Here is an 18,353-nt window from a genome sequence, read left to right on the forward strand (position 1 = left end):
GGTGGGTCGAAGGATGCAGGGCCGTCTCGTCCCTTCCGACGAGGACGCGGGCGGCCTCCGCGTGTGAGGCTGGGGCACGGAAAGGAGCGCCGTCGTGATCGTCACGTTGATCGTCGCCTGCGAGGTCGGCTTCTGGGTGCTGCTGGCGGCGGGGCTGGCCGCCCGCTACTTACTGCGGATGCCGCGCACCGGAGCCGCGCTGCTGCTGTGCGAGCCCCTGCTGGAGGTCGTCCTGCTCGTGGCCACCGCCGTCGACCTCAAGGGCGGTGCGGAGCCCGGCTGGGAGCACGGGCTGGCCGCCCTCTACATCGGCTACACCGTGGGCCACGGCCACCGCACGGTGAAGTGGCTCGACGGGCATGCCGCGCACCGCTTCGGCGGGGCCCCGCCGCCCGAGCCCCCGCCCCGCCACGGGATGGCCCGCGCCCGGCACGAGGGACGCGTCTGGCTCGGTACCGCGCTGGGCGCCGCCGTGGCCAGCGGCCTGCTGCTCGCCGCCGTCCGGTACGTGGACGACCCCTCCCGGACCGGGCCGCTGCTGGGCTGGATGGGGACCGCCTGGAAGGTGGCCGGCATACACGGGGTGATCGCCCTGTCCTACGCGGTCTTCCCGCGCAGGGCACCCGCGGCGGCCGAGCGCGAGGACCCGGTGGGCGCCGAGCGGAACTGAGGCCCGCGGCGGTCCGGCCGCGGGCGGTGCCGGGCCGGGGTCAGCGCTCCCCGCCGGGGACCCACAGCACGTCGCCGACCTCCTTGTTCGCGGTCCTGGCCAGGATGAACAGAAGGTCGGACAGCCGGTTCAGATAGGTGGCCGTCAGCGGGTTCATCGTCTCCCCGTGCCCCTCCAGCGCTGCCCAGGTCGAGCGCTCCGCCCGCCGCACCACCGTGCACGCCTGGTGCAGCAGGGCAGCGCCCGGCGACCCGCCGGGCAGGATGAAGCTGCGCAGCTTCTCCAGGCCCTCCAGGAACCGGTCGCAGTCCGCCTCCAGCTTGTCCACGTACGCCTGCTCGACCCTCAGCGGCGGGTACTCCGGGTCCGGGACCACCGGGGTGCACAGGTCGGCGCCCACGTCGAAGAGGTCGTTCTGCACCCGGACGAGGACCTTGACGACCTCCTCGTCCAGCTTCCCGAGCGCGATGGCGGTGCCGATGGCCGCGTTGGCCTCGTTGGCGTCCGCGTAGGCGGCGATCCGCGGATCGGTCTTCGCGGTGCGGCTCATGTCGCCGAGGGCGGTGGTGCCCTGGTCGCCGGTGCGGGTGTAGATGCGCGTCAGATTGACCATGCGGCCAGCCTAAGGGCTGCCGCACGGGCCCCGGCGGGGCGCCCGGCGGCGGCCGCGGCACCGCGCCGCACCGCCGGCGGTCCCCTCGGGTCCGCCGGGTACGAGGGGCGGTCCTGCGCCCGGCGGGGGCGGCCCGCCGGCGGCCGGGGCCCCGTCCACCGGGAGGGCGGCGCTCCCCCGGAGCGCCCCGCGCTCCCGCACCGGGCTGGGGGCGCGCGGGCCCGGCGGGGCACCGGTCGCACCGGACCCGGCGGGGGGCGCGCGGGCCCGCCCGCGCCGCGCCCGCGGGGCCCGTCCCAGGGGCCGGACGGGGCCGTCTGGGCCCTTGTCGGCCACCGCCGCCCGGCCGTGGGTGTGATGTCCGCCATGTGGGACGTGACGCGCGTCTCTTGGTGGTCACAGCGGCCCTCACGGACGCTAACCTCCGGCAGAGAGTCCACATGTAAACAGCTGTTAAGGGGTGCCGCAGTGGCCAGGAAGCTCGCCGTCATCGGGGCCGGACTCATGGGGTCCGGAATCGCACAGGTCTCGGCCCAGGCCGGCTGGGACGTGGTGCTGCGCGATGTCACCGACGAGGCACTGACCCGCGGCCGCGACGGCATCCGGTCCTCCTACGACCGGTTCGTCGCCAAGGGCAAGCTCGAAGCTGCCGACGCCGAGGCCGCGTTGGCGCGCATCACGACCACCACCGACCTCGACGCGGTCGCCGACGCCGACATCGTGGTGGAGGCCGTGTTCGAGAAGCTGGAGGTCAAGCACGAGATCTTCCGCAGCCTGGACAAGGTCGTGCGCCCGGACGCCGTCCTGGCCTCCAACACCTCCGCCATCCCGATCACCAAGATCGCCGCGGTGACCGAGCGCCCGGAGCGCGTGGTCGGCACCCACTTCTTCTCGCCCGTGCCGATGATGCAGCTCTGCGAACTGGTCCGCGGCTACAAGACCAGCGACGAAACGCTCGCCACGGCACGGGAGTTCGCCGAGTCCGTCGGCAAGACCTGCATCGTCGTCAACCGCGACGTCGCCGGGTTCGTCACCACCCGCCTGATCTCGGCACTGGTCGTGGAGGCCGCGAAGCTGTACGAATCGGGCGTCGCGACGGCCGAGGACATCGACATCGCCTGCAAGCTGGGCTTCGGCCACGCGATGGGCCCGCTGGCCACGGCCGACCTGACCGGCGTCGACATCCTGCTGCACGCCACGGGCAACATCTACACCGAGTCGCAGGACGAGAAGTTCGCGCCGCCGGAGCTGATGCGCCGGATGGTGGACGCCGGTGACATCGGCCGCAAGAGCGGGCAGGGCTTCTACAAGCACTGACCGTACCGACCGATGCGGCATCCCTCGCGCGGGTGAATTGGGTATCGGTTCGCTTACAAGCAGCAACCCCGCCGCATGGACGGCAGTCAGTTGTTGCAAGACGGAGAAGTGACGGACACGGGGCATTCACGAGTTCTCGGGGAGCGCATATGCACATCAGGGGCGACCACGCCGAGCTGGTCGTCGGGGGCCGCCTCGACGTCCGCAGCGCGGCGGACGCCCGTACGGTCCTGCACTCGGCCGTCGACGACGGCGTCGGCGACCTGGTGCTCGACCTGACGCAGCTCGACTCCTGGGACGCCACCGGACTCGGGGTCATCATGGGCGCCCATCGGCGGGCCGGCCGGTGCGGCCGCCGCCTGGTGCTGCGCGGAGTCCCCCCGCAGATGCAGCGGCTCCTCGTCGCGACCCGGCTGCACCGCATCCTCGCCATCGAGGGCGGCCTGGCCGCCGAATCGCTTCCCCGGGTCTGAGGACCCGCCCTCGGGGCGGGACGGGTCCGAACCGGCCCGTCCCGCCCCGCTCCGTTTCCCCGGCGCCGCCGCGCAGCAAGCGGAGCGGTACGAGGTGTGCCGGCCGGTGCGAAGGGTACGAGGGCCGCAAACCTTCCGAGAAGGTCACGTCCCGCACCCTGCGGGGACCCGACGGTTCCGCATGTCCCGCCGAACGTCTAGGGTTCGAACGCCCGCCCTTGCGAACACCCTTCAGGCGGGCACCGGACCGAAGCGACGGCGGGCGTGCAGAGAGGCCGGGAGGGCACACCGCACGCGGCTCGGGCCCCAGGACGGCGATCCTGGCGGAGCGAGGCCAGGCAACCGCATCTGGGGGCTTTCAGCATGGACAACGACAGCTTCGGTGACGCCGAGGGCCCCAAGCGGCCACCGCGCGACGTCCTGGGGCCCGCCGCGTCTTCGCCGGGGCCGGTCCGCACCGCCACGGTGACCACGGGCGACCTGCTGCTCACCGTCAACCCGCTCGACGGCAGCGAGGTGGAGCCCTGCCCGCCCGGCGCGCAGCCCCCGCGGCCGACCCGGCGTACCGCCGCCGGGCGCGAGGAGCGCGCGCGGGCCGCGCGGCCGCCGGTCCCGCCCGGGCCCGGGGCCCCGCAGCCGCCCCTGCTGGACCGCGACGAGACCCGCGACCGCCTGGTCCGGCTGCTCTCCCAGGGGCGCTCGGTCCGCCTCACCGGAGCCCCGGGCTCGGGCCGCACCGCGCTGCTGGACGCCGTCGCCGCCCGCTGCGGGACGCTCGCCCCCGACGGGGTGGTCCGCCTCAACGGCCTCCACCGCACCGCGGGAGACCTCCTCCACGACCTGTACGCCACCGTCTACGACTCCCCGGGCCGGCGGCCCGACCGCAACGCCCTCGCCGGGTTCGTCCGGGACATCGGGGCCGTCGTCCTCCTCGACGACCTCGACATCGGCGGTGCCGCGCTGGACGAACTGCTCGACGCCGCGCCCGAGTGCGCCTTCCTGCTCGCCGCCACACCGCAGACGCCCGAGCCCACGGCCGACGCGCCGCTGGAGGAGGTCGCCCTCACCGGGCTCGACCGGGCCACCTCGCTGGACCTGCTCCGCGAGGTCGTCGGACGCGAACTCACCGAGGAGGAGGCCAACTGGGCCGGCGATCTGTGGTTCGAGTCGGAGGGGCTGCCGCTGCGCTTCCTCCAGGCCGGTGCCCTGCTGCGCCAGTGCGACGAACTGCGCGGAGACCCCGAGGCGCAGGAGGAGTTCGCCGCGTTCGACGCCCCGCAGGGCCGGGAGGTGCCCCTGCCGTCGCTGGGCGAGGCCGCGGCACCCGCCCCGCTGCTCGCCTCCCGGCTGAGCGAGTCCGCGCGGCAGACGCTGCGGCTCGCCGTCGCCCTGGGGGGAGAGGTGCCCCACCAGGCCCACCTGCCGGCCCTGGTCGGCGACACCCATGCGGACGCGGCGCTCGGCGAGCTGATGCGCTGCGGGCTGCTCTCCCCGGCCGGACCGCGCTACCGGCTGGCCGCGGGCGTGCTCGCCCAGCTCCGCGAGCGCGACTACGACGAGGACGCGGCCGACTGCGCGCACACCGCCGCCCGGCACTACTCCTGGTGGGCCGGACACCCGTCCGTGACCTCCGAGCGGGCCGTCGCCGAGGTGGACGCCCTCACCGCGGCACTGGGCGCGCTGGTGCCCGGGCAGGACCCGGGCCATGCCGGAACCGCCGTGCTGCTCGCCCGCAGTGCGGCACCGGCCTTCGCCGCCGGCCTGCACTGGAGCGCCTGGGAGCGGACGCTGCGCATCGGCTCCGAGGCGGCCAGGATCAGCGGGGAGGTCGCCGAGGAGGCCTACTTCCACCACGAGTTGGGCGTTCTCGCGCTCTGCACCGGCAATCTCTCGCGGGCCCGGGCGGAGTTGGAGGCGTCCATCGGCATGCGCGGTGCGCTGGCCGACAAGAGCGGCACGGTGGCCGGGCGCCGCGCCCTGGCCCTCGTCGAGGACCGCTCCGTGGGCCTGGCCCCGGTCACCGAACCCCTCGCCCTGCGCGCCGGGCCGCTGTCCCCGCCGCGCGGGACCCCCGCGGCGCTGCCCGCGGGACCGGGGGCGGCGCCGGGCACCGGGCCCACGGCGATCCTCCCCACGAGCCCGGCCGCGCCGTCCGCGGCGATATCCGGGGGCGCCCCGCGGCAGGCGCCGGAACCGCCCGACGGAGGCCGCAAGCCGGCCGGGCGCCTGGCGCTGCTCGGCGGCGCCCGCCGCAACCTCGTCGCCGCGGGCGCGGGCGTGCTGCTCGCGGGCGTCCTCGGCACCGTGGTGACCCTCGGCGCCGCCTCGGACGGCACGGAGGTCCCCACCGACAGCGTCCGGCACGGGCAGTCCACCGACCAGGACCCGGGCGGCACCGGAGACGGCTGGGAACCGCAGGACGCGGTGTCCGAGACCTCCGACGCCCCGAAGGACGAGGACGCCTCGCCGTCCGCCTCGCCCTCGCCGTCCGCGACACCCGCTCCGGTCGTTTCCGTACCCGCGGCACCCCGGCCCGTGACCACGGGCCCGTCCACCGCGAGCACCCGTCCCGGGGGCCCCTCGACGAGGACGTCGAGCCCGTCGAGCCCGAAGCCTCCGACCAGCGAGAGCCCGGGCTCCCCCTCGGCACCGACCTCCTCCACCCCCGGCACGACGCCGCCGACGCCCACCGGCACGACGTCCGCGCCGACCACCGAACCCACGGACGGCGGGGGCGACGGCGGGGGCGACGCCTCCGCCGGGGGCCCCGCCCCCTCGGGCAGCTCCTCCGCCTCCGTCCTCTGAGACCCGGTCGGCCCCGGGCCTCCCCGGAGCCGGCACGGCGCGATGCCGGCACGACGCCGCCGACGCCCGCCGGCACGACGCGACGCCGGACCGCTCCCGCGGCAGCTGCGGTGGGAGCGGTCCGGTGCCGCGCCCCGGGTCAGAACAGGCGGAGCTTGTCGTCCTCGATGCCGCGCAGCGCGTCGTAGTCCAGGACCACGCAGCCGATGCCGCGGTCGGTGGCGAGGACCCGGGCCTGGGGCTTGATCTCCTGTGCCGCGAAGACGCCCTTGACCGGCGCCAGGTGCGGGTCGCGGTTGAGCAGTTCCAGGTAGCGGGTCAGCTGCTCCACGCCGTCGATCTCGCCCCGGCGCTTGATCTCCACCGCCACGGTGGCGCCGTCCGCGTCCCGGCACAGGATGTCCACGGGGCCGATGGCGGTGGGGTACTCGCGGCGGATCAGGGTGTATCCCCCGCCGAGTGTCTCGATCCGGTCGGCGAGCAGCTCCTGGAGGTGCGCTTCCACGCCGTCCTTGATGAGACCCGGGTCGACGCCCAGCTCGTGCGAGGAGTCGTGGAGGACCTCCTCCATCGTGATGATCAGTTTCTCGCCCGCTTTGTTCACCACGGTCCACACGTCGTCCTCGCCCACCTTCACCGTGCAGGGCGGCGACATCCAGTTCAACGGTTTGTACGCCCTGTCGTCGGCGTGGATGGACACACTGCCGTCGGCCTTGACCAGGATCAATCGGGGTGCGGACGGCAGATGGGCGGTGAGCCGGCCCGCGTAGTCCACGGAGCAGCGGGCAATGACGAGACGCATGGTCGGCCACGCTACTGGACGGGGCCCACCGAGCGCGATTCGCCCCGGAAGCCCCCTTCTTGTTTGGCCGGTTGTGCTCCCAATCTCCTGGTGCGGGCACGGCGCCACACTTACCGTGGAAGCAGGAGGTCGCCGGTCGTTCACGCTGCGTTGCCCCTGTGGCGCCTGTGGCGGTGTACCGCCCGGTTCCTCCTTCCCTGCCCGTAAGGCCCCGTCCGTACGGGGCCGCGAGAGGAGAACCCATGTCGCTCGACGTCTCACCGGCTCTGTTGGAACAGGCCGAGCGAGGCGAGGTCGACGAAGCCGCTTTCGTCGACTGCGTCCGGACCTCCCTGCCCTATGCGTGGGAGATGATCAGTTCTCTGGTGGCACAGCTGAAGGTGGACGGCGGGGACTTCGCCGACAACCAGACGCCTCCGCCGGACGAGCAGGCACGTGGTCAGCTGCTGCGCGCCCTCGCGAGTGACGCCATTCGCGGGGCGCTCCAGCGGCACTTCGGTGTGCGTCTGGCCTTCCAGAACTGCCACCGCGTCGCGGTGTTCCCGACGGACCCGTCGGTGGACGACCGGCTCGCCCGCTTCACCTCCGTCCGGGGCCAGCTGCTCAACCAGTCGCCCGAGCTGCGCGACTGCTGAGCCGCCCCGCCCGCTGCCGCGCCGCGTCCTGAGCGAGACCCGCACCGCCCCCGGCGCGTGGGGCGAGGGCACGCCTCGGCGCCGCATGGACGACCCCGGCCGGGACGACGGGACCCGGTCGGGGCGCACCCGGCCGGGCCCGGTCGGGGCCCCGCGCGTCAGCCCAGCAGCGGCAGCACCTCGGTGCCCAGCCGCCGTACGTTCTCCTCGGTGGCCGCGAGGTCGCCCGAGCCCTCGGCGAGAAGGGCGAAGCGCGTGATGCCGGTGCGTTCCGCCGTCGCCGCGAGCCGGTCCGCCGCCAGCTCCGGTGTGCCCACCGGGTGCAGGTCGCAGAGGAGTTCGGTGTACGCGACCGGGTCGCGCATCACCCGGTGCCGGCCGTCGACGGTGACATGGGCGTCCAGACCCTGCTTCAGCCAGCCGGGCATCGACTTCACCAGGGACTCGCGCGCCGCGTCCGTGCGGTCGGCGAGCTGCACCACGCCCGCCGAGACATGGCCCGCCGCCTCGACCTCCTCCCGCGGGCGACCGGACTGAAGGGCGTGCCGCCGCCACAGGGCCACCATCCCGGCCTTGTCCTCGTCGCCGCAGTGCATGCCGAGCAGCATCGGCAGCCCGCGCTCCGCGGCCAGCCGGACACTGCCGGGGGAGGTGCAGGCCACCACGGTCTCCGGCCCGCCGGGCGGCCCGCCGAGCAACTCGTCGGCCCGCGGCACCACCTCGACCTCGCGGAAGGCGAAGCGCTCTCCCGCCGCGCCGACCCGGGGCTCCCGCAGCCAGCGCAGCAGCAGATCCAGGGACTCCGGGAACTCCCGTTCGTACGCGGCGAGTCCGCCCCCGAACACCTCCAGGTCGACCCAGGGCCCGCCCCGGCCGACGCCCAGGGTGAAGCGGCCTCCCGAGGTCAGGTGGAGCAGCGCGGCCTGCTCGCCGAGCGCCACCGGATGGGTGCTCGGCAGCACGCTGACGGCCGTGCCCACCCGGATCCTGCGGGTCCTGCCCAGCAGCAGCGCCGCCAGGGTCACGGCCGACGGGCACACCCCGTACGGCACGAAATGGTGCTCCGCCAGCCAGACCGAGTCCAGCCCGGACTCCTCCGCGGCCTCGGCCGACCTCACCGCGCGGTACAGCGCCTCCTCCTGTCCCTGTCCCGGGAACTGGGCCGCCAGTACGAACATCCCGACGCGCATCGCCTTCTGCCTCCTTGCGGCCGACGCGGCTCTCCCCCTACCGGCAACAACGCCTGACACGTGCCAAAGGCACGGCCCGACGCGAAGTTGTTGCGATTGTCCGGTAACCGACCGTGGGAGGGTGGCCGGTGCGATCCCGGCAGCCCGGTGGAAGGCCCTAACCTGGAGTGCACCTGCACCGCCGAACACCCGAGGTGAGACGTGTCCCCGCGCCGCAACCGCCCCCGAGGCGGCGACAAGGCAGCCGCGCACGCAGAGGAGCGCGCGGACCGGTACGGCGGCTTCGGGCGCAGCGAGAGCTGGCGGGGCGAGGACTGGTCGGTGCGCCATGTCGCGGGAGCGGGGGCGACGGGGAAGACCTACCGCTGCCCGGGATGCGACCAGGAGATCCCCTCCGGCGTCCCGCACGTGGTCGCCTGGCCCGAGCACGGCGGCGTGGACGACCGCCGCCACTGGCACAGGGCCTGCTGGAACGCGAGGGACCGCCGCACCACCGCGGTGCAGCGGTCCCGCAACGCGCCGCGCTACTGAGCCCCGGCCTCAGACGTCCCGGGCGCCGACCGCGGCGAAGCCCGAGCCCAGGGCCACGGCCGCGATGCCGAGCATGGTCGCCACGGCCCCCCAGCCGGCGGGCCCCGAGCCGGCGGCCTCGCCGTAGACGCCGATCAGCTGCGCGGGGACCGAGTACTCCAGCAGCACCTCGCTGACGCCCTGGAGGGCGGAGGAGCCCAGCATGAAGAAGCCGGCCACCAGCGGCAGCAGCATCAGGCCGAGCATGATGGTGATCGCCCCGGCGGAGTGGCGGACCACGGCGCCGACGCCGAGCGAGGTCAGCCCGAGCAGGGCGATGAACAGCGAGACGCCCACGGTCCCCAGCAGCCATTCCTCGCCGGTCGGCTCACGGCCGTCCACCATGGCCACCTGGCACAGCGCGACCAGGCCCACCGTCACCAGCGCGGCGGTGAACGCCAGGACGAAGAAGACCAGCGCCTTGGCGGCCAGGACCCGGGCCCGGCTGGGGCAGGCGGTCAGGGTGGTGCGGATCATGCCGGTGCCGAACTCGGAGGTGACGGTCAGCGCCCCGAGGGTGATCACGCAGATCGAGCCGGTCAGCGCGCCGAAGACGCCCAGGCCCAGGACCGACTCGTCCGTCGGCGCCGGCTCGCCCACGGCGGTCACCAGGGCGGCGAGGCCGATGCCGATGACGGTCATCAGCAGGACCATCACTCCGAGCGTCCACATCGTCGAGCGGACGGAACGGATCTTGGTCCACTCCGAGGCGAGCGCGTCGCCCAGGTGCGCCCGGCGGATCGGGATGGGGGAGGTGTAGGACGCCACGGGGGCGGCCGGCTGCTGCTGGGGGGTGGTCATCGCGGGTCCTCGGGCTGGGTCGGGTCGGTGGCGGCGGGCGGCCGGCTCGCGGCGGCGTCCGCGGACGCCTCGGGGGCGGTGGCGGCGGAGACCGGCTGCCCCGGGGGCGACGCCGCCGGGGGCGGCGGGGCGTACCAGCCCTGCTGCGGCACCTCGGGCACGTCCGGGAGCGGCACCGGGCCGCCGGGCAGCTGGTCCGGCTGCAGCCCCGCCTTCTGGTCGTCCGTCGACCGGTAGTCGACCGCGCCCTGGGTCATCCGCATGTACGCCTCCTCCAGGGAGGCCTGGTGCGGCGAGAGCTCCCAGAGCCGGATGTCCGCCTCGTGCGCCAGGTCGCTGATCCGGGGGAGCGCCAGACCGGTCACCCGCAGTGCGCCGTCCTGCTCGGGCAGGACCTGCCCGCCCGCCCCGGTCAGGGCGGCGGACAGCTTCTCCCGCTGCCCGGGGTCCCCCTGCGGGGTGCGGACGCGGGCGAAGCCGGCGGAGTTGTGCGCGATGAAGTCCCTGACGCTCATGTCGGCCATCAGCTGCCCCCGCCCGATCACGATCAGGTGGTCGGCGGTGAGCGCCATCTCGCTCATCAGATGGGAGGAGACGAAGACGGTGCGGCCCTCCGAGGCCAGCTGCTTCATCAGGTTGCGCACCCAGAGGATGCCCTCCGGGTCCAGGCCGTTGACCGGCTCGTCGAAGAGGAGCACCTGGGGGTCGCCGAGGAGGGCGGCCGCGATGCCGAGCCGCTGGCCCATGCCCAGCGAGAAGCCGCCCGAGCGCCGCTTGGCCACGTCCTGCAGACCCACCACGCCGAGCACCTCGTCCACCCGGCGGGCGGGGATGCCGGAGAGCTGCGCCAGCGACAGCAGGTGGTTGCGCGCGCTGCGGCCCCCGTGGACGGCCTTGGCGTCCAGCAGCGCGCCGACCTGCCGGGGCGCGTTGGGCAGCCGCCGGTAGGGGCTGCCGCAGACCGTGACCTGCCCGGAGGTCGGCTGGTCGAGGCCGAGGATCATGCGCATGGTGGTGGACTTGCCGGCGCCGTTGGGCCCGAGGAACCCGGTGACGGCGCCGGGCCGCACCTGGAAGGAAAGGTCGTACACGGCCGTCTTGGCGCCGTAGCGCTTCGTCAGGCCGACTGCCTCGATCATTGTCCAGCCCCATCGACTGTCGGTCGTCGGGGCCCGTGGCCGTGCCGGCGTGCGCCCCCCGTATGCATCAGGAGGATAGCCGTGCGCCCGCGGTTCCGGCCAAGCCCCGAAGGGGCCCGGCCGGTCGTCCGCGGAGCGTCAGGCGTCTCTCCTCTTCAGGACCAGGTAGCCGCCGACCAGCGAGGCCGCCACCCAGAGCACCATGATCCCGAGGCCGCCCCAGGGCCCGTAGGGCGCCTCGTCGCTGTCCAGCGCGTTCGGCACGACCTGCATGATCTTCGCCCCGGCCTGGTCGGGGAAGTACCGGGCGACCTCCTTGGCCCCGGGGACGGCGCTGAGGATCTGGGAGACCAGGAAGAAGAACGGCATCAGGATGCCCAGCGACAGCATCGAGCTGCGCAGCATCGCGGCGACGCCCATGGAGAACAGGGCGATCAGCCCCATGTACAGCCCGCCGCCGAAGACCGCGCGCAGCACGTTCTCCTCGCCGAGGGTGGTCCGGTGCTCCCCCAGCAGCGCCTGGCTGACGAAGAAGGTCAGGAAGCTGGTGATCATGCCGACCGCCAGGGCCAGCGCCCCGGCCACGGTGATCTTGCTGAACAGGAAGGTGGCCCGCTGGGGCACCGCGGCCAGCGAGGTGCGGATCATGCCCGAGCTGTACTCGGTGCCGACCACCAGCACGCCGAAGACGACCATGGCCAGCTGGCCGAGCACCAGCCCCGAGAAGCTGACGAAGGTGGGGTCGAAGGTCACCCGCTCGGCCTCGGAGAGGTCGTCGAAGGTGGCGTTCATCAGTGCGGACAGGGCGGCGCTCATGGCCAGCGTGACGGCGAAGGCGCTGATCAGGGTCCAGGTGGTCGAGGAGACCGTACGGATCTTCGTCCACTCGGACCGGAGCACGGCGGGTACGGATGCCATGGGTCAGGCTCCCTCGTTGCGCGGGGCCCACTGCGGGGCGGCGGGACCGGTGGGCGGCGGCGCGGCTGCGGCGTCGGCCGAGTGCGCGTGGTACTCCACGGAGGCCGCGGTCATCTGCATGAACGCCTCCTCCAGCGAGGCGCGCTGCGCACTGAGTTCGTGGAGCACGAGGCGGTGCTCGGCGGCGAGTTCCCCGAGCGCCTCCGTCGTGGAGCCGTCGACCTCCAGCACGCCGTCCTCCGCCTCGGTCGCCGTGAGTCCGGCGCCGCTCAGCACGTCGAGGAGCTGCTCGCGCTGGGGAGAGCGCAGCCGGACGTAGCTGCGCGAGTTCCTGTGGATGAAGTCGGCCATGGAGGTGTCGGCCAGGAGCCGCCCCTGACCGATGACGATCAGATGATCCGCCGTCAGGGCCATCTCGCTCATCAGATGGGAGGAGACGAAGATCGTCCGCCCTTCCTGGGCGAGCGCCTTCATCAGCGTGCGGATCCAGTGGATGCCCTCCGGGTCGAGACCGTTGACCGGCTCGTCGAACATCAGGATCTCCGGATCGCCGAGCAGCGCCGAGGCGATGCCCAGCCGCTGGCCCATGCCGAGGGAGAAGCCCTTGGACTTCTTCTTCGCCACCGCGGAGAGGCCGACGATGTCCAGCACCTCGGCGACCCGGCGCTCAGGGATCCGGTTCGCCTGGGCGAGGCACAGGAGGTTGTTGTACGCGCTGCGCCCGCCGTGCATGGCCTTGGCGTCGAGCAGGGCGCCGATCGTCCTGAGGGGTTCGTCGAGTTGCCGGTAGTGGCGCCCGTCGATCCGCACCGTTCCGCTCGTGGGGTTGTCGAGGTCGAGCATCATGCGCATCGTCGTCGACTTGCCGGCACCGTTGGGGCCGAGGAAGCCCGTGACCATGCCCGGGCGGACGGTGAAGGAGAGACGGTCCACGGCGACCTTGCGGCCGAAGTGCTTGGTGAGTCCGTCGAGCTCGATCATGCGTTCAACCTACGGGGGCGGCGAGGCCCGCGCCACCGGGTTCGAGGGACATCAAAGACCTTTACGGAGATACCCGGCACAACGCACCGGTGCCCGGTGCCCCGACGGGGGCACCGGGCACCGCGCGCGTCCTTCGGACGCCGCGTCAGCGGGTCTGCTGCGCGGGGACCCCGCGGGCGATCGTCTCGTCGTCCGCCGGGGCGCCCGCCGCGGCGACCGCCGCACCGGTCAGCGTGGCCAGCATCTCGCGGACGTTGGTCAGCTGGGCGTTGATCGAGTCGCGGCGGTTGGTGAGCGCGGCGAGCTCGCGCTCGGACTCGCTGCGGATGCGGTCGGCCTTGGCGTTCGCGTCGGCCACGATGTCCTCGGCCTGGCGCTGGGCGGTCTCCACCGTCTGGCGCGCCCGGCGCTCGGCGTCCGTGCGCAGCTTCTCGGCCTCCAGACGCAGCTGCTCCGCGCGGTGCTCGATCTCCGCGAGGCGCTTCTCCGCCTTGGCCTGGCGGGAGGCCAGGTCGCGCTCCGACTGCTCGCGGCGCTTGGCCAGGTTGGTCTCGAAGTCGGCGGCGGCCTGGGCGGCCTTGGCCCGGGTCTCCTCGAAGAGGGCGTCCGCCTCCTCGCGCTTGGACTGGGCGTCCTTCTGGGCCTCGGTGCGCAGCGCCTGCGCCTCGCCCTGGGCCTTCTCGACGATCCGGACGCCCTCGTCCTCGGCCTTGGCCTTGCGGTCCGCAGCGAAGGACTCGGCGTCGTTGCGGACCTGCTGGGCGGCGGACTCGGCGAGCTCGCGGTGCTGCTCGGCCGCGCGGCGGGCCTCCTCGCGCAGGTCCTTGGCCTCCTCCTCGGCGAGGCGGAGGATCTTCTCGACGCGGGCACCGAGACCGGCGTACGACGGCTCGGCGTCGTTCACCTGGGCCTGGGCGTTCTGCGTCTCGAGGTGGAGCTCCTCGATGCGCTTCTCCAGAGAGGTGATCCGGGTCAGGGCGCCGTCGCGGTCCGCGACCAGCTTGGTGATCCGTTCTTCAACCTGACCGCGGTCGTAACCACGCCGCACGAGCTCGAAGCCGAAGGGGGAGGAAGTGTCGCTCATGGGGTTCCTGTCGAATGAGACCGGTGAGGTGTCAGGGGCTGTCCGACGGGCCGGGGTCGGAAGGCCGCCGTGTGCCGGTGCGGTGCATCGCAGGGCGCCGGAACGCTCCAACAGCCGAAGACCGTCCGAGCGTTTCGGCGACACGGCGAGGTACCGTGCCGGGCGCCGCGGATCCGACCAAGGCCCGCCGGACAGCCCCTAAGAGGGAATCCTAGGGGCCGAACCGGCGTGTCATCGAGTGGATGCCCGTTTGATCTGGAGAATGTCCAGCCTTTTGAGTGGCTAGCCCTCGGATGACTTGCCACCCGATCGGGTGACCCCCGCAGTGGCCCCCGCCTTGACCGCACCCGATCCGTTCTTGCCCTTGCCGTCGGGGGCCTCGAAGGATTCCAACGCCTCCAGCACGTCCTGGACACGGGAGATCTCCGCCTGGATGTCCTCGCGCCGGCGCACCAGGACCTCCAGCTCGCGCCTGCCCTCCTCGACCAGGCGCTCGGCCTCCTCCTCCGCCTCGGCCTTCACCCGCTCGGCCGCGCCGACCAGCTCCGCCTTCTTGGCTCCGGCCTCCTTGAGCAGGCCCTCCGCCTTCTTGACGGCCGCGATCCGCACCTTGCTCGCCTCGGTGTTGGCGTCCGAGAGCAGTTCCTTCGCCTTCGCCGCGGCCTCGGCGTGCTGCTCCTCGGCCGCCTTGACCAGCTGGTCGACCCGCTCCCCGGCCGACTTCATCTGCTCCGCCGTCTCCCGCCGCGCCCGCTCGTGGAGCTCCTCCACCTCCGCGTCCACCCGGGCCCGCAGCTCCTCGCCCCGCTCCCTTATGGCGGCCGCGTCCCGCCGGGCACCGACCAGCAGCTCGTCCGCGTCCGTGCGGGCCTTCTCGACCAGCGAGTTGCCCTCGACCGTCGCCTCCGACACCAGGCGCTCGGCCTCCTTGCGGGCCGCGCCCACCATGGTGTCGGCACGCTCCTCGGCCTCGGTGGCCGCCCGCAGCGCCTCCTGCTGGGCCTTGGCCACCAGCTGGTCGGCCTGCTCGGCCGCGTCCGCCCGGCGCCTGGCGCCCGCCTCGCGGGCCTCGTCCAGCACCCGGTCCGCCTCGGCGCGGGCCTCGGCGCGCAGTTCCTCGGCCGCGGCCTCCGCCTCGGCACGCACCTTCCGGGCCTCGGCCGCGATCCGCTCGGCGGCCCGCTGGGCGGAGCCCACCGTCTCCGCCGCCTCGGCACGCAGCCGCTCCGCCTCCGTGCCCGCCTCGGTGAGAAGGTGGTCGGCCTGCTCGGCGGCGTCCGCACGCCGCTTGTCGGCCGCCTGCCGGGCCTCGTCGAGCAGCTCCTCGCGCTCGGTGAGCGCCCCCTCGCGCAGCCGCTCGGCCTCGGCCTCGCCCTCGGACCTGATCTGCTCCGCCTCGGTCAGCAGGCGCGTGGCCTCCGCGTCGGCCTCGGCCCGCAGCTCCGCGGCCTCGGCGCCCAGCCGCTCGCCCTCGGACCTCGCCTCGCCGACCAGCCGGTCCGCCTGGGCGGCCGCCTCCGAGCGGATCCGGTTGGCGTCCTCACGGGCCTCGGCACGGGTGCGCGAGGCGTCCTGCTCGGCGGAGGCCAGCGAGTCCGCGGCCTCCGTGCGCACCCGCTGCGCGTACTCCCCGGCCTCGGTGCGCAGCCGCTCGGCCTCCGCCAGCGCCTCGGCCGTGGTCCGCTCCGCGAGGGCCTTCGCCGCCTCCGTCTCCTCCTGCGCCCGCTCGCGCAGCCGCGCCGCGTCCTCCGAGGCCCGCTCCCGCTCCGCATAGGCGTCGGAGCGGACCCGGTCCGCCTCCTCCTGCGCCTCGGTGCGGGTGCGCTCCGCCGCGTGCTCGGCGGCGCTGCGCAGACCGGTGATCTCCTCCTCGGCCTGCTCCTGGAGCCCGCTGACCGCGTCGCGCACCTGCTGGGCGGTCTGCTCCGCGGCGGAGACCATCTCGGTGGCCCGCGCATCCGCCTCCTCGACCAGGCGCTGCGCCTCGGCCTGCGCCTCCTCGACCCGCTTGCGGGCCGAGCCCAGCAGCTCCTCGCTCTGCTCGCGGGCGCGGTCGCGCTCCTCGTCGGCCTCCGCCCGCGCGGAGCGCAGGGTCTCCTCCGCGGCCCGGCGGCGCCGCTCCGCCTCCTCCTGGGCCGCGGCGAGCGTCTCGGCCGCCTCGGTGCCGACCCGCTCGGCGGCCGCGGCCGCCTCGGCGCGCACCCGGTCGGCGGTGTCCTGCGCCTCGGTCTTCAGCCGCTCCGCCTCGGTGGCGGCCTCGGTGCGCAGCCGCACCGCGAGGGCCTCCGCCTCCGCCCGCGAGGCCGAGGCGTCGCCCGCCGCCTCGGTGCGCAGCCGCTCGGCGTCCTGCTCCGCCTGCTCCGTCAGGGCCCGCAGCCGCTCCGCCGCCTCGGCGCGCAGCCGCTCGGTCTCCTCGGCCGCCTCCCGCCGGATCCGCTCGCCCTCGGCGCGCGCCTCGGCGAGGCGGGCATCGGCGTCCGACAGCCGGGCCGCGGCCTCCGCGTGCAGCCGCTCCAGCTCCTCGGCCGCCTCGGCCCGCCGGGCCTCCGCCTGCCGCTCGGCCTGACGGCGCACCTCCGCCGCGTCCGCCTCGGCCCCGGAGCGCACCGTCTCGGCCTGCTCCTCGGCCTCGGCCCGCAGCTTCTCGGCCTCGGCGCGGGTGCGCTCCAGCGTCTCCTCGGCCTGCCTGCGCAGCGCCCTGGCCCGGTCGATGGCCTCGGTGCGGACCTTCTCGCTGTCGCCCGCGGCCTTGGCCCGCAGCTCGTCCGCGTCCGTGCGGGCCTTGGTCAGCAGCTCCTCGGCGGTGCTGGCCGCCTCCTCGATCTGCTGGACGGCCTCGCGACGGGCCTCGCCCCGGATGCGCTCGCCCTCGGCGACCGCCTCCGCGCGCAGCTGCTCGGCCTCGCCCCGCAGCCGGCGCGCGTCCTCCTGGAGCTCGACGGTCCTGGCGCGGTACTCCTTGGTGTCGTCCTGGGCCGCGCCCTTGAGCTGGTCGGCCTGCTCGGCAGCCTCGCCGCGCAGCCGGTCCGCCTCCGCCTCGGCCTCGCGGCGGATGCGCTCCGCCTCCTCGGCGGCCGCCCTGGTGGTGGCCCTGGCGTCGTCCGAGGCCTTGGTCAGCACCTCCTCGGCGGTGCGCGCCGCCTTGGCGAGCTGGGCGGCGGAGTCCTCGGCCGCGGCGGTGCGGGCCTTCTCGGCCGCCTCCTCGACGAGCTTCGCCGCCTCCGCGCGGGCGTCGTCGAGCGCCTGCTCGGCCTCCGCCTTGCGTGCCTCGGAGTCCTTGGTCGCCTCCCCGACGAGCCGGGCGATCTCCGCCTTCGCCGTGCGGTTCCGCTGCTCGTTGACCGACTCCGCGGTGGCGAGCTGCCTGGTGGCGGAGTCCTTCGCCTCCGCCACCAGCTTCTCGGCCTCGGCGCGGGCCTCGCGCAGCCGCTCCTCCGCCTGCTGCATCCGCGTCTCGGCGGTCCGGCTGAGCTCGGCCGCCTGCCGGCGGGCCTGGTCGGACTCGGCGGTCGTCGCCGAGCGCAGCTGCTCGGCGTGGGCCGTCGCCTCCTGCGCCTGGCTGGAGGCGGCGCCGAGCAGCCGCTCGGCGTCCTTGCGGGCCCGCATCAGCAGCGACTCGGCCTCGGCCCGCGCGCTCTCCGCCTCGCTGCCGAGGCGGCGGCGGGCCTCCTCGGCCAGCCGGGCGGCCTCGGCGCGGGCGGTGGCGAGGGCCTGCTCGGCCTCGGCCCGGGACTGCTCCACCAGGCGCTGGGCCTGGGACTCCGCCCGGGCGCGCAGCTGCTCGGCCCAGGCGACGTTCTCGTTGACGTGCGACTCGACGGTCTGGCGGCGCTCGGCGAGCTCCTGGTCGAGCCGCTGCCGGCGCTGCACCGCCTCGGCGTGCAGCTCGGCCTGGAGCCGGGCCTGGTGCTCGGCGTGCTCCTGCAGGATGCGCTGCGTCTGGGCGCGGGCCTCGCGCAGCTCCCGTTCGGCGTCGGCGCGCATCTGCTCGGCCTGGACCTGGGCGTTGCGGAGCAACTGCTCGGCCTGGTAGCCGAGATCGCCGTTGTCGTAGGCGGGACGGGAGGCGAGGTTGCGCCGCGCCTCGTGCAGTTTGGCGCGCAGCACCTCGACCTGGTAGCCGAGGTCCTCGGCATGCTGGACGGCCTTCTCCCGCTCGGTCTTCAGCCGGTCCATCTCGGCTTCGAACCGCGAGAGGTGGTCTTCGTCAGCTCGGTGGCTCTCCTGGCGTTCGTAGCCCCGCACTACGCGGTCCCATCCGTCCCCTGGTCGCAACTGTCTCCGAACGAGCACCGTCCGACGGCGAACGGCCCCCCGGGGAAATGGTGACAGATCGACGACGGGGACGCGGCACG

General features: G+C 74.5%; 15 protein-coding genes. 6 read left to right on the plus strand and 9 right to left on the minus strand.

Translation table 11 applies throughout. From position 1 onward, the window contains the following. The first annotated feature begins 94 nt into the window (after positions 1 to 94). Positions 95 to 670 carry a hypothetical protein gene (locus tag ACGF15_RS04980; protein WP_345613144.1) on the plus strand — a complete coding sequence of 192 codons (576 nt, stop codon included), beginning with the start codon at positions 95 to 97 and terminating at the stop codon, positions 668 to 670. A 40-nt stretch (positions 671 to 710) separates the two neighbouring features. On the opposite strand, the gene ACGF15_RS04985 is transcribed toward ACGF15_RS04980, so the two are convergent. After that, the gene (locus tag ACGF15_RS04985) at positions 711 to 1,283 is read right to left on the minus strand and encodes a cob(I)yrinic acid a,c-diamide adenosyltransferase (protein ID WP_345613146.1); all 573 of its coding nucleotides are present in this window, start codon (positions 1,281 to 1,283) and stop codon (positions 711 to 713) included. Positions 1,284 to 1,751: 468 nt separating this feature from the next. Between ACGF15_RS04985 and ACGF15_RS04990 the strand changes: the two genes are divergently transcribed. From ACGF15_RS04990 to ACGF15_RS05000, 3 genes are all read left to right on the plus strand, one after another. Further along, positions 1,752 to 2,600, plus strand: coding sequence for a 3-hydroxyacyl-CoA dehydrogenase family protein (locus ACGF15_RS04990; RefSeq protein WP_345613148.1), 849 nt, complete (start codon positions 1,752 to 1,754; stop codon positions 2,598 to 2,600). 149 nt (positions 2,601 to 2,749) lie between these two features. After that, entirely contained in the window at positions 2,750 to 3,073 is a 324-nt protein-coding gene (locus tag ACGF15_RS04995; RefSeq protein WP_256522967.1) for an STAS domain-containing protein, read from the plus strand. Between the two features lie 363 nt (positions 3,074 to 3,436). Further along, positions 3,437 to 5,878, plus strand: coding sequence for an ATP-binding protein (locus tag ACGF15_RS05000; RefSeq protein ID WP_392796935.1), 2,442 nt, complete (start codon positions 3,437 to 3,439; stop codon positions 5,876 to 5,878). 139 nt (positions 5,879 to 6,017) lie between these two features. On the opposite strand, the gene nucS is transcribed toward ACGF15_RS05000, so the two are convergent. Next, a complete protein-coding gene (nucS, locus tag ACGF15_RS05005; RefSeq protein ID WP_345613153.1) occupies positions 6,018 to 6,680 on the minus strand; it encodes an endonuclease NucS in 663 nt (220 codons plus the stop codon). Between the two features lie 242 nt (positions 6,681 to 6,922). On the opposite strand from nucS, the gene ACGF15_RS05010 reads away from it, so the two are divergent. Beyond that, the gene (locus ACGF15_RS05010) at positions 6,923 to 7,315 is read left to right on the plus strand and encodes an SCO5389 family protein (protein WP_345613155.1); all 393 of its coding nucleotides are present in this window, start codon (positions 6,923 to 6,925) and stop codon (positions 7,313 to 7,315) included. A 158-nt stretch (positions 7,316 to 7,473) separates the two neighbouring features. Here ACGF15_RS05010 and ACGF15_RS05015 read toward each other — a convergent pair whose 3' ends face one another. Further along, positions 7,474 to 8,505 carry an LLM class flavin-dependent oxidoreductase gene (locus tag ACGF15_RS05015; RefSeq protein WP_362606254.1) on the minus strand — a complete coding sequence of 344 codons (1,032 nt, stop codon included), beginning with the start codon at positions 8,503 to 8,505 and terminating at the stop codon, positions 7,474 to 7,476. Positions 8,506 to 8,706: 201 nt separating this feature from the next. Here ACGF15_RS05015 and ACGF15_RS05020 point away from each other — a divergent pair, with 201 nt between their 5' ends. Then, positions 8,707 to 9,036, plus strand: coding sequence for an ATP/GTP-binding protein (locus tag ACGF15_RS05020; protein WP_345613159.1), 330 nt, complete (start codon positions 8,707 to 8,709; stop codon positions 9,034 to 9,036). A 9-nt stretch (positions 9,037 to 9,045) separates the two neighbouring features. Here ACGF15_RS05020 and ACGF15_RS05025 read toward each other — a convergent pair whose 3' ends face one another. The 6 genes from ACGF15_RS05025 to scy form a co-directional block, all read right to left on the minus strand. After that, complete coding sequence (locus ACGF15_RS05025) at positions 9,046 to 9,876, minus strand: ABC transporter permease (RefSeq protein ID WP_345613161.1); 831 nt, start codon at positions 9,874 to 9,876, stop codon at positions 9,046 to 9,048. Further along, entirely contained in the window at positions 9,873 to 11,015 is a 1,143-nt protein-coding gene (locus tag ACGF15_RS05030) for an ABC transporter ATP-binding protein (protein ID WP_392796936.1), read from the minus strand. Before ACGF15_RS05030 ends, ACGF15_RS05025 begins: the two co-directional genes overlap by 4 nt. Before the next feature lie 138 nt (positions 11,016 to 11,153). After that, a complete protein-coding gene (locus ACGF15_RS05035; RefSeq protein WP_345613165.1) occupies positions 11,154 to 11,933 on the minus strand; it encodes an ABC transporter permease subunit in 780 nt (259 codons plus the stop codon). A 3-nt stretch (positions 11,934 to 11,936) separates the two neighbouring features. Next, the gene (locus ACGF15_RS05040) at positions 11,937 to 12,914 is read right to left on the minus strand and encodes an ATP-binding cassette domain-containing protein (protein ID WP_345613167.1); all 978 of its coding nucleotides are present in this window, start codon (positions 12,912 to 12,914) and stop codon (positions 11,937 to 11,939) included. Between the two features lie 145 nt (positions 12,915 to 13,059). Next, positions 13,060 to 13,998, minus strand: coding sequence for a cellulose-binding protein (locus ACGF15_RS05045; RefSeq protein ID WP_392796937.1), 939 nt, complete (start codon positions 13,996 to 13,998; stop codon positions 13,060 to 13,062). Between the two features lie 282 nt (positions 13,999 to 14,280). After that, on the minus strand, positions 14,281 to 18,243 hold the full coding sequence (scy, locus tag ACGF15_RS05050; RefSeq protein WP_392796938.1) for a polarized growth protein Scy: 3,963 nt from the start codon (positions 18,241 to 18,243) through the stop codon (positions 14,281 to 14,283). Between the last annotated feature and the right edge of the window lie 110 nt (positions 18,244 to 18,353).

Origin of the sequence: Streptomyces sp. NPDC048001, from assembly GCF_043203115.1 — a bacterium.
In the GTDB taxonomy this organism is placed as follows: Bacteria; Actinomycetota; Actinomycetes; order Streptomycetales; family Streptomycetaceae; genus Streptomyces; species Streptomyces sanyensis.

What these genes read in the sequence shown, in the direction of transcription:
- ACGF15_RS05045 (WP_392796937.1), bottom strand. Translation starts at nt 13,998, where the DNA reads ATGAGCGACACTTCCTCCCCCTTCGGCTTCGAGCTCGTGCGGCGTGGT.
- nucS (WP_345613153.1), bottom strand. Translation starts at nt 6,680, where the DNA reads ATGCGTCTCGTCATTGCCCGCTGCTCCGTGGACTACGCGGGCCGGCTC.
- ACGF15_RS05000 (WP_392796935.1), top strand. Translation starts at nt 3,437, where the DNA reads ATGGACAACGACAGCTTCGGTGACGCCGAGGGCCCCAAGCGGCCACCG.
- ACGF15_RS05040 (WP_345613167.1), bottom strand. Translation starts at nt 12,914, where the DNA reads ATGATCGAGCTCGACGGACTCACCAAGCACTTCGGCCGCAAGGTCGCC.
- ACGF15_RS05035 (WP_345613165.1), bottom strand. Translation starts at nt 11,933, where the DNA reads ATGGCATCCGTACCCGCCGTGCTCCGGTCCGAGTGGACGAAGATCCGT.
- ACGF15_RS04985 (WP_345613146.1), bottom strand. Translation starts at nt 1,283, where the DNA reads ATGGTCAATCTGACGCGCATCTACACCCGCACCGGCGACCAGGGCACC.
- ACGF15_RS05030 (WP_392796936.1), bottom strand. Translation starts at nt 11,015, where the DNA reads ATGATCGAGGCAGTCGGCCTGACGAAGCGCTACGGCGCCAAGACGGCC.
- ACGF15_RS04995 (WP_256522967.1), top strand. Translation starts at nt 2,750, where the DNA reads ATGCACATCAGGGGCGACCACGCCGAGCTGGTCGTCGGGGGCCGCCTC.
- ACGF15_RS05010 (WP_345613155.1), top strand. Translation starts at nt 6,923, where the DNA reads ATGTCGCTCGACGTCTCACCGGCTCTGTTGGAACAGGCCGAGCGAGGC.
- ACGF15_RS05025 (WP_345613161.1), bottom strand. Translation starts at nt 9,876, where the DNA reads ATGACCACCCCCCAGCAGCAGCCGGCCGCCCCCGTGGCGTCCTACACC.
- ACGF15_RS05015 (WP_362606254.1), bottom strand. Translation starts at nt 8,505, where the DNA reads ATGCGCGTCGGGATGTTCGTACTGGCGGCCCAGTTCCCGGGACAGGGA.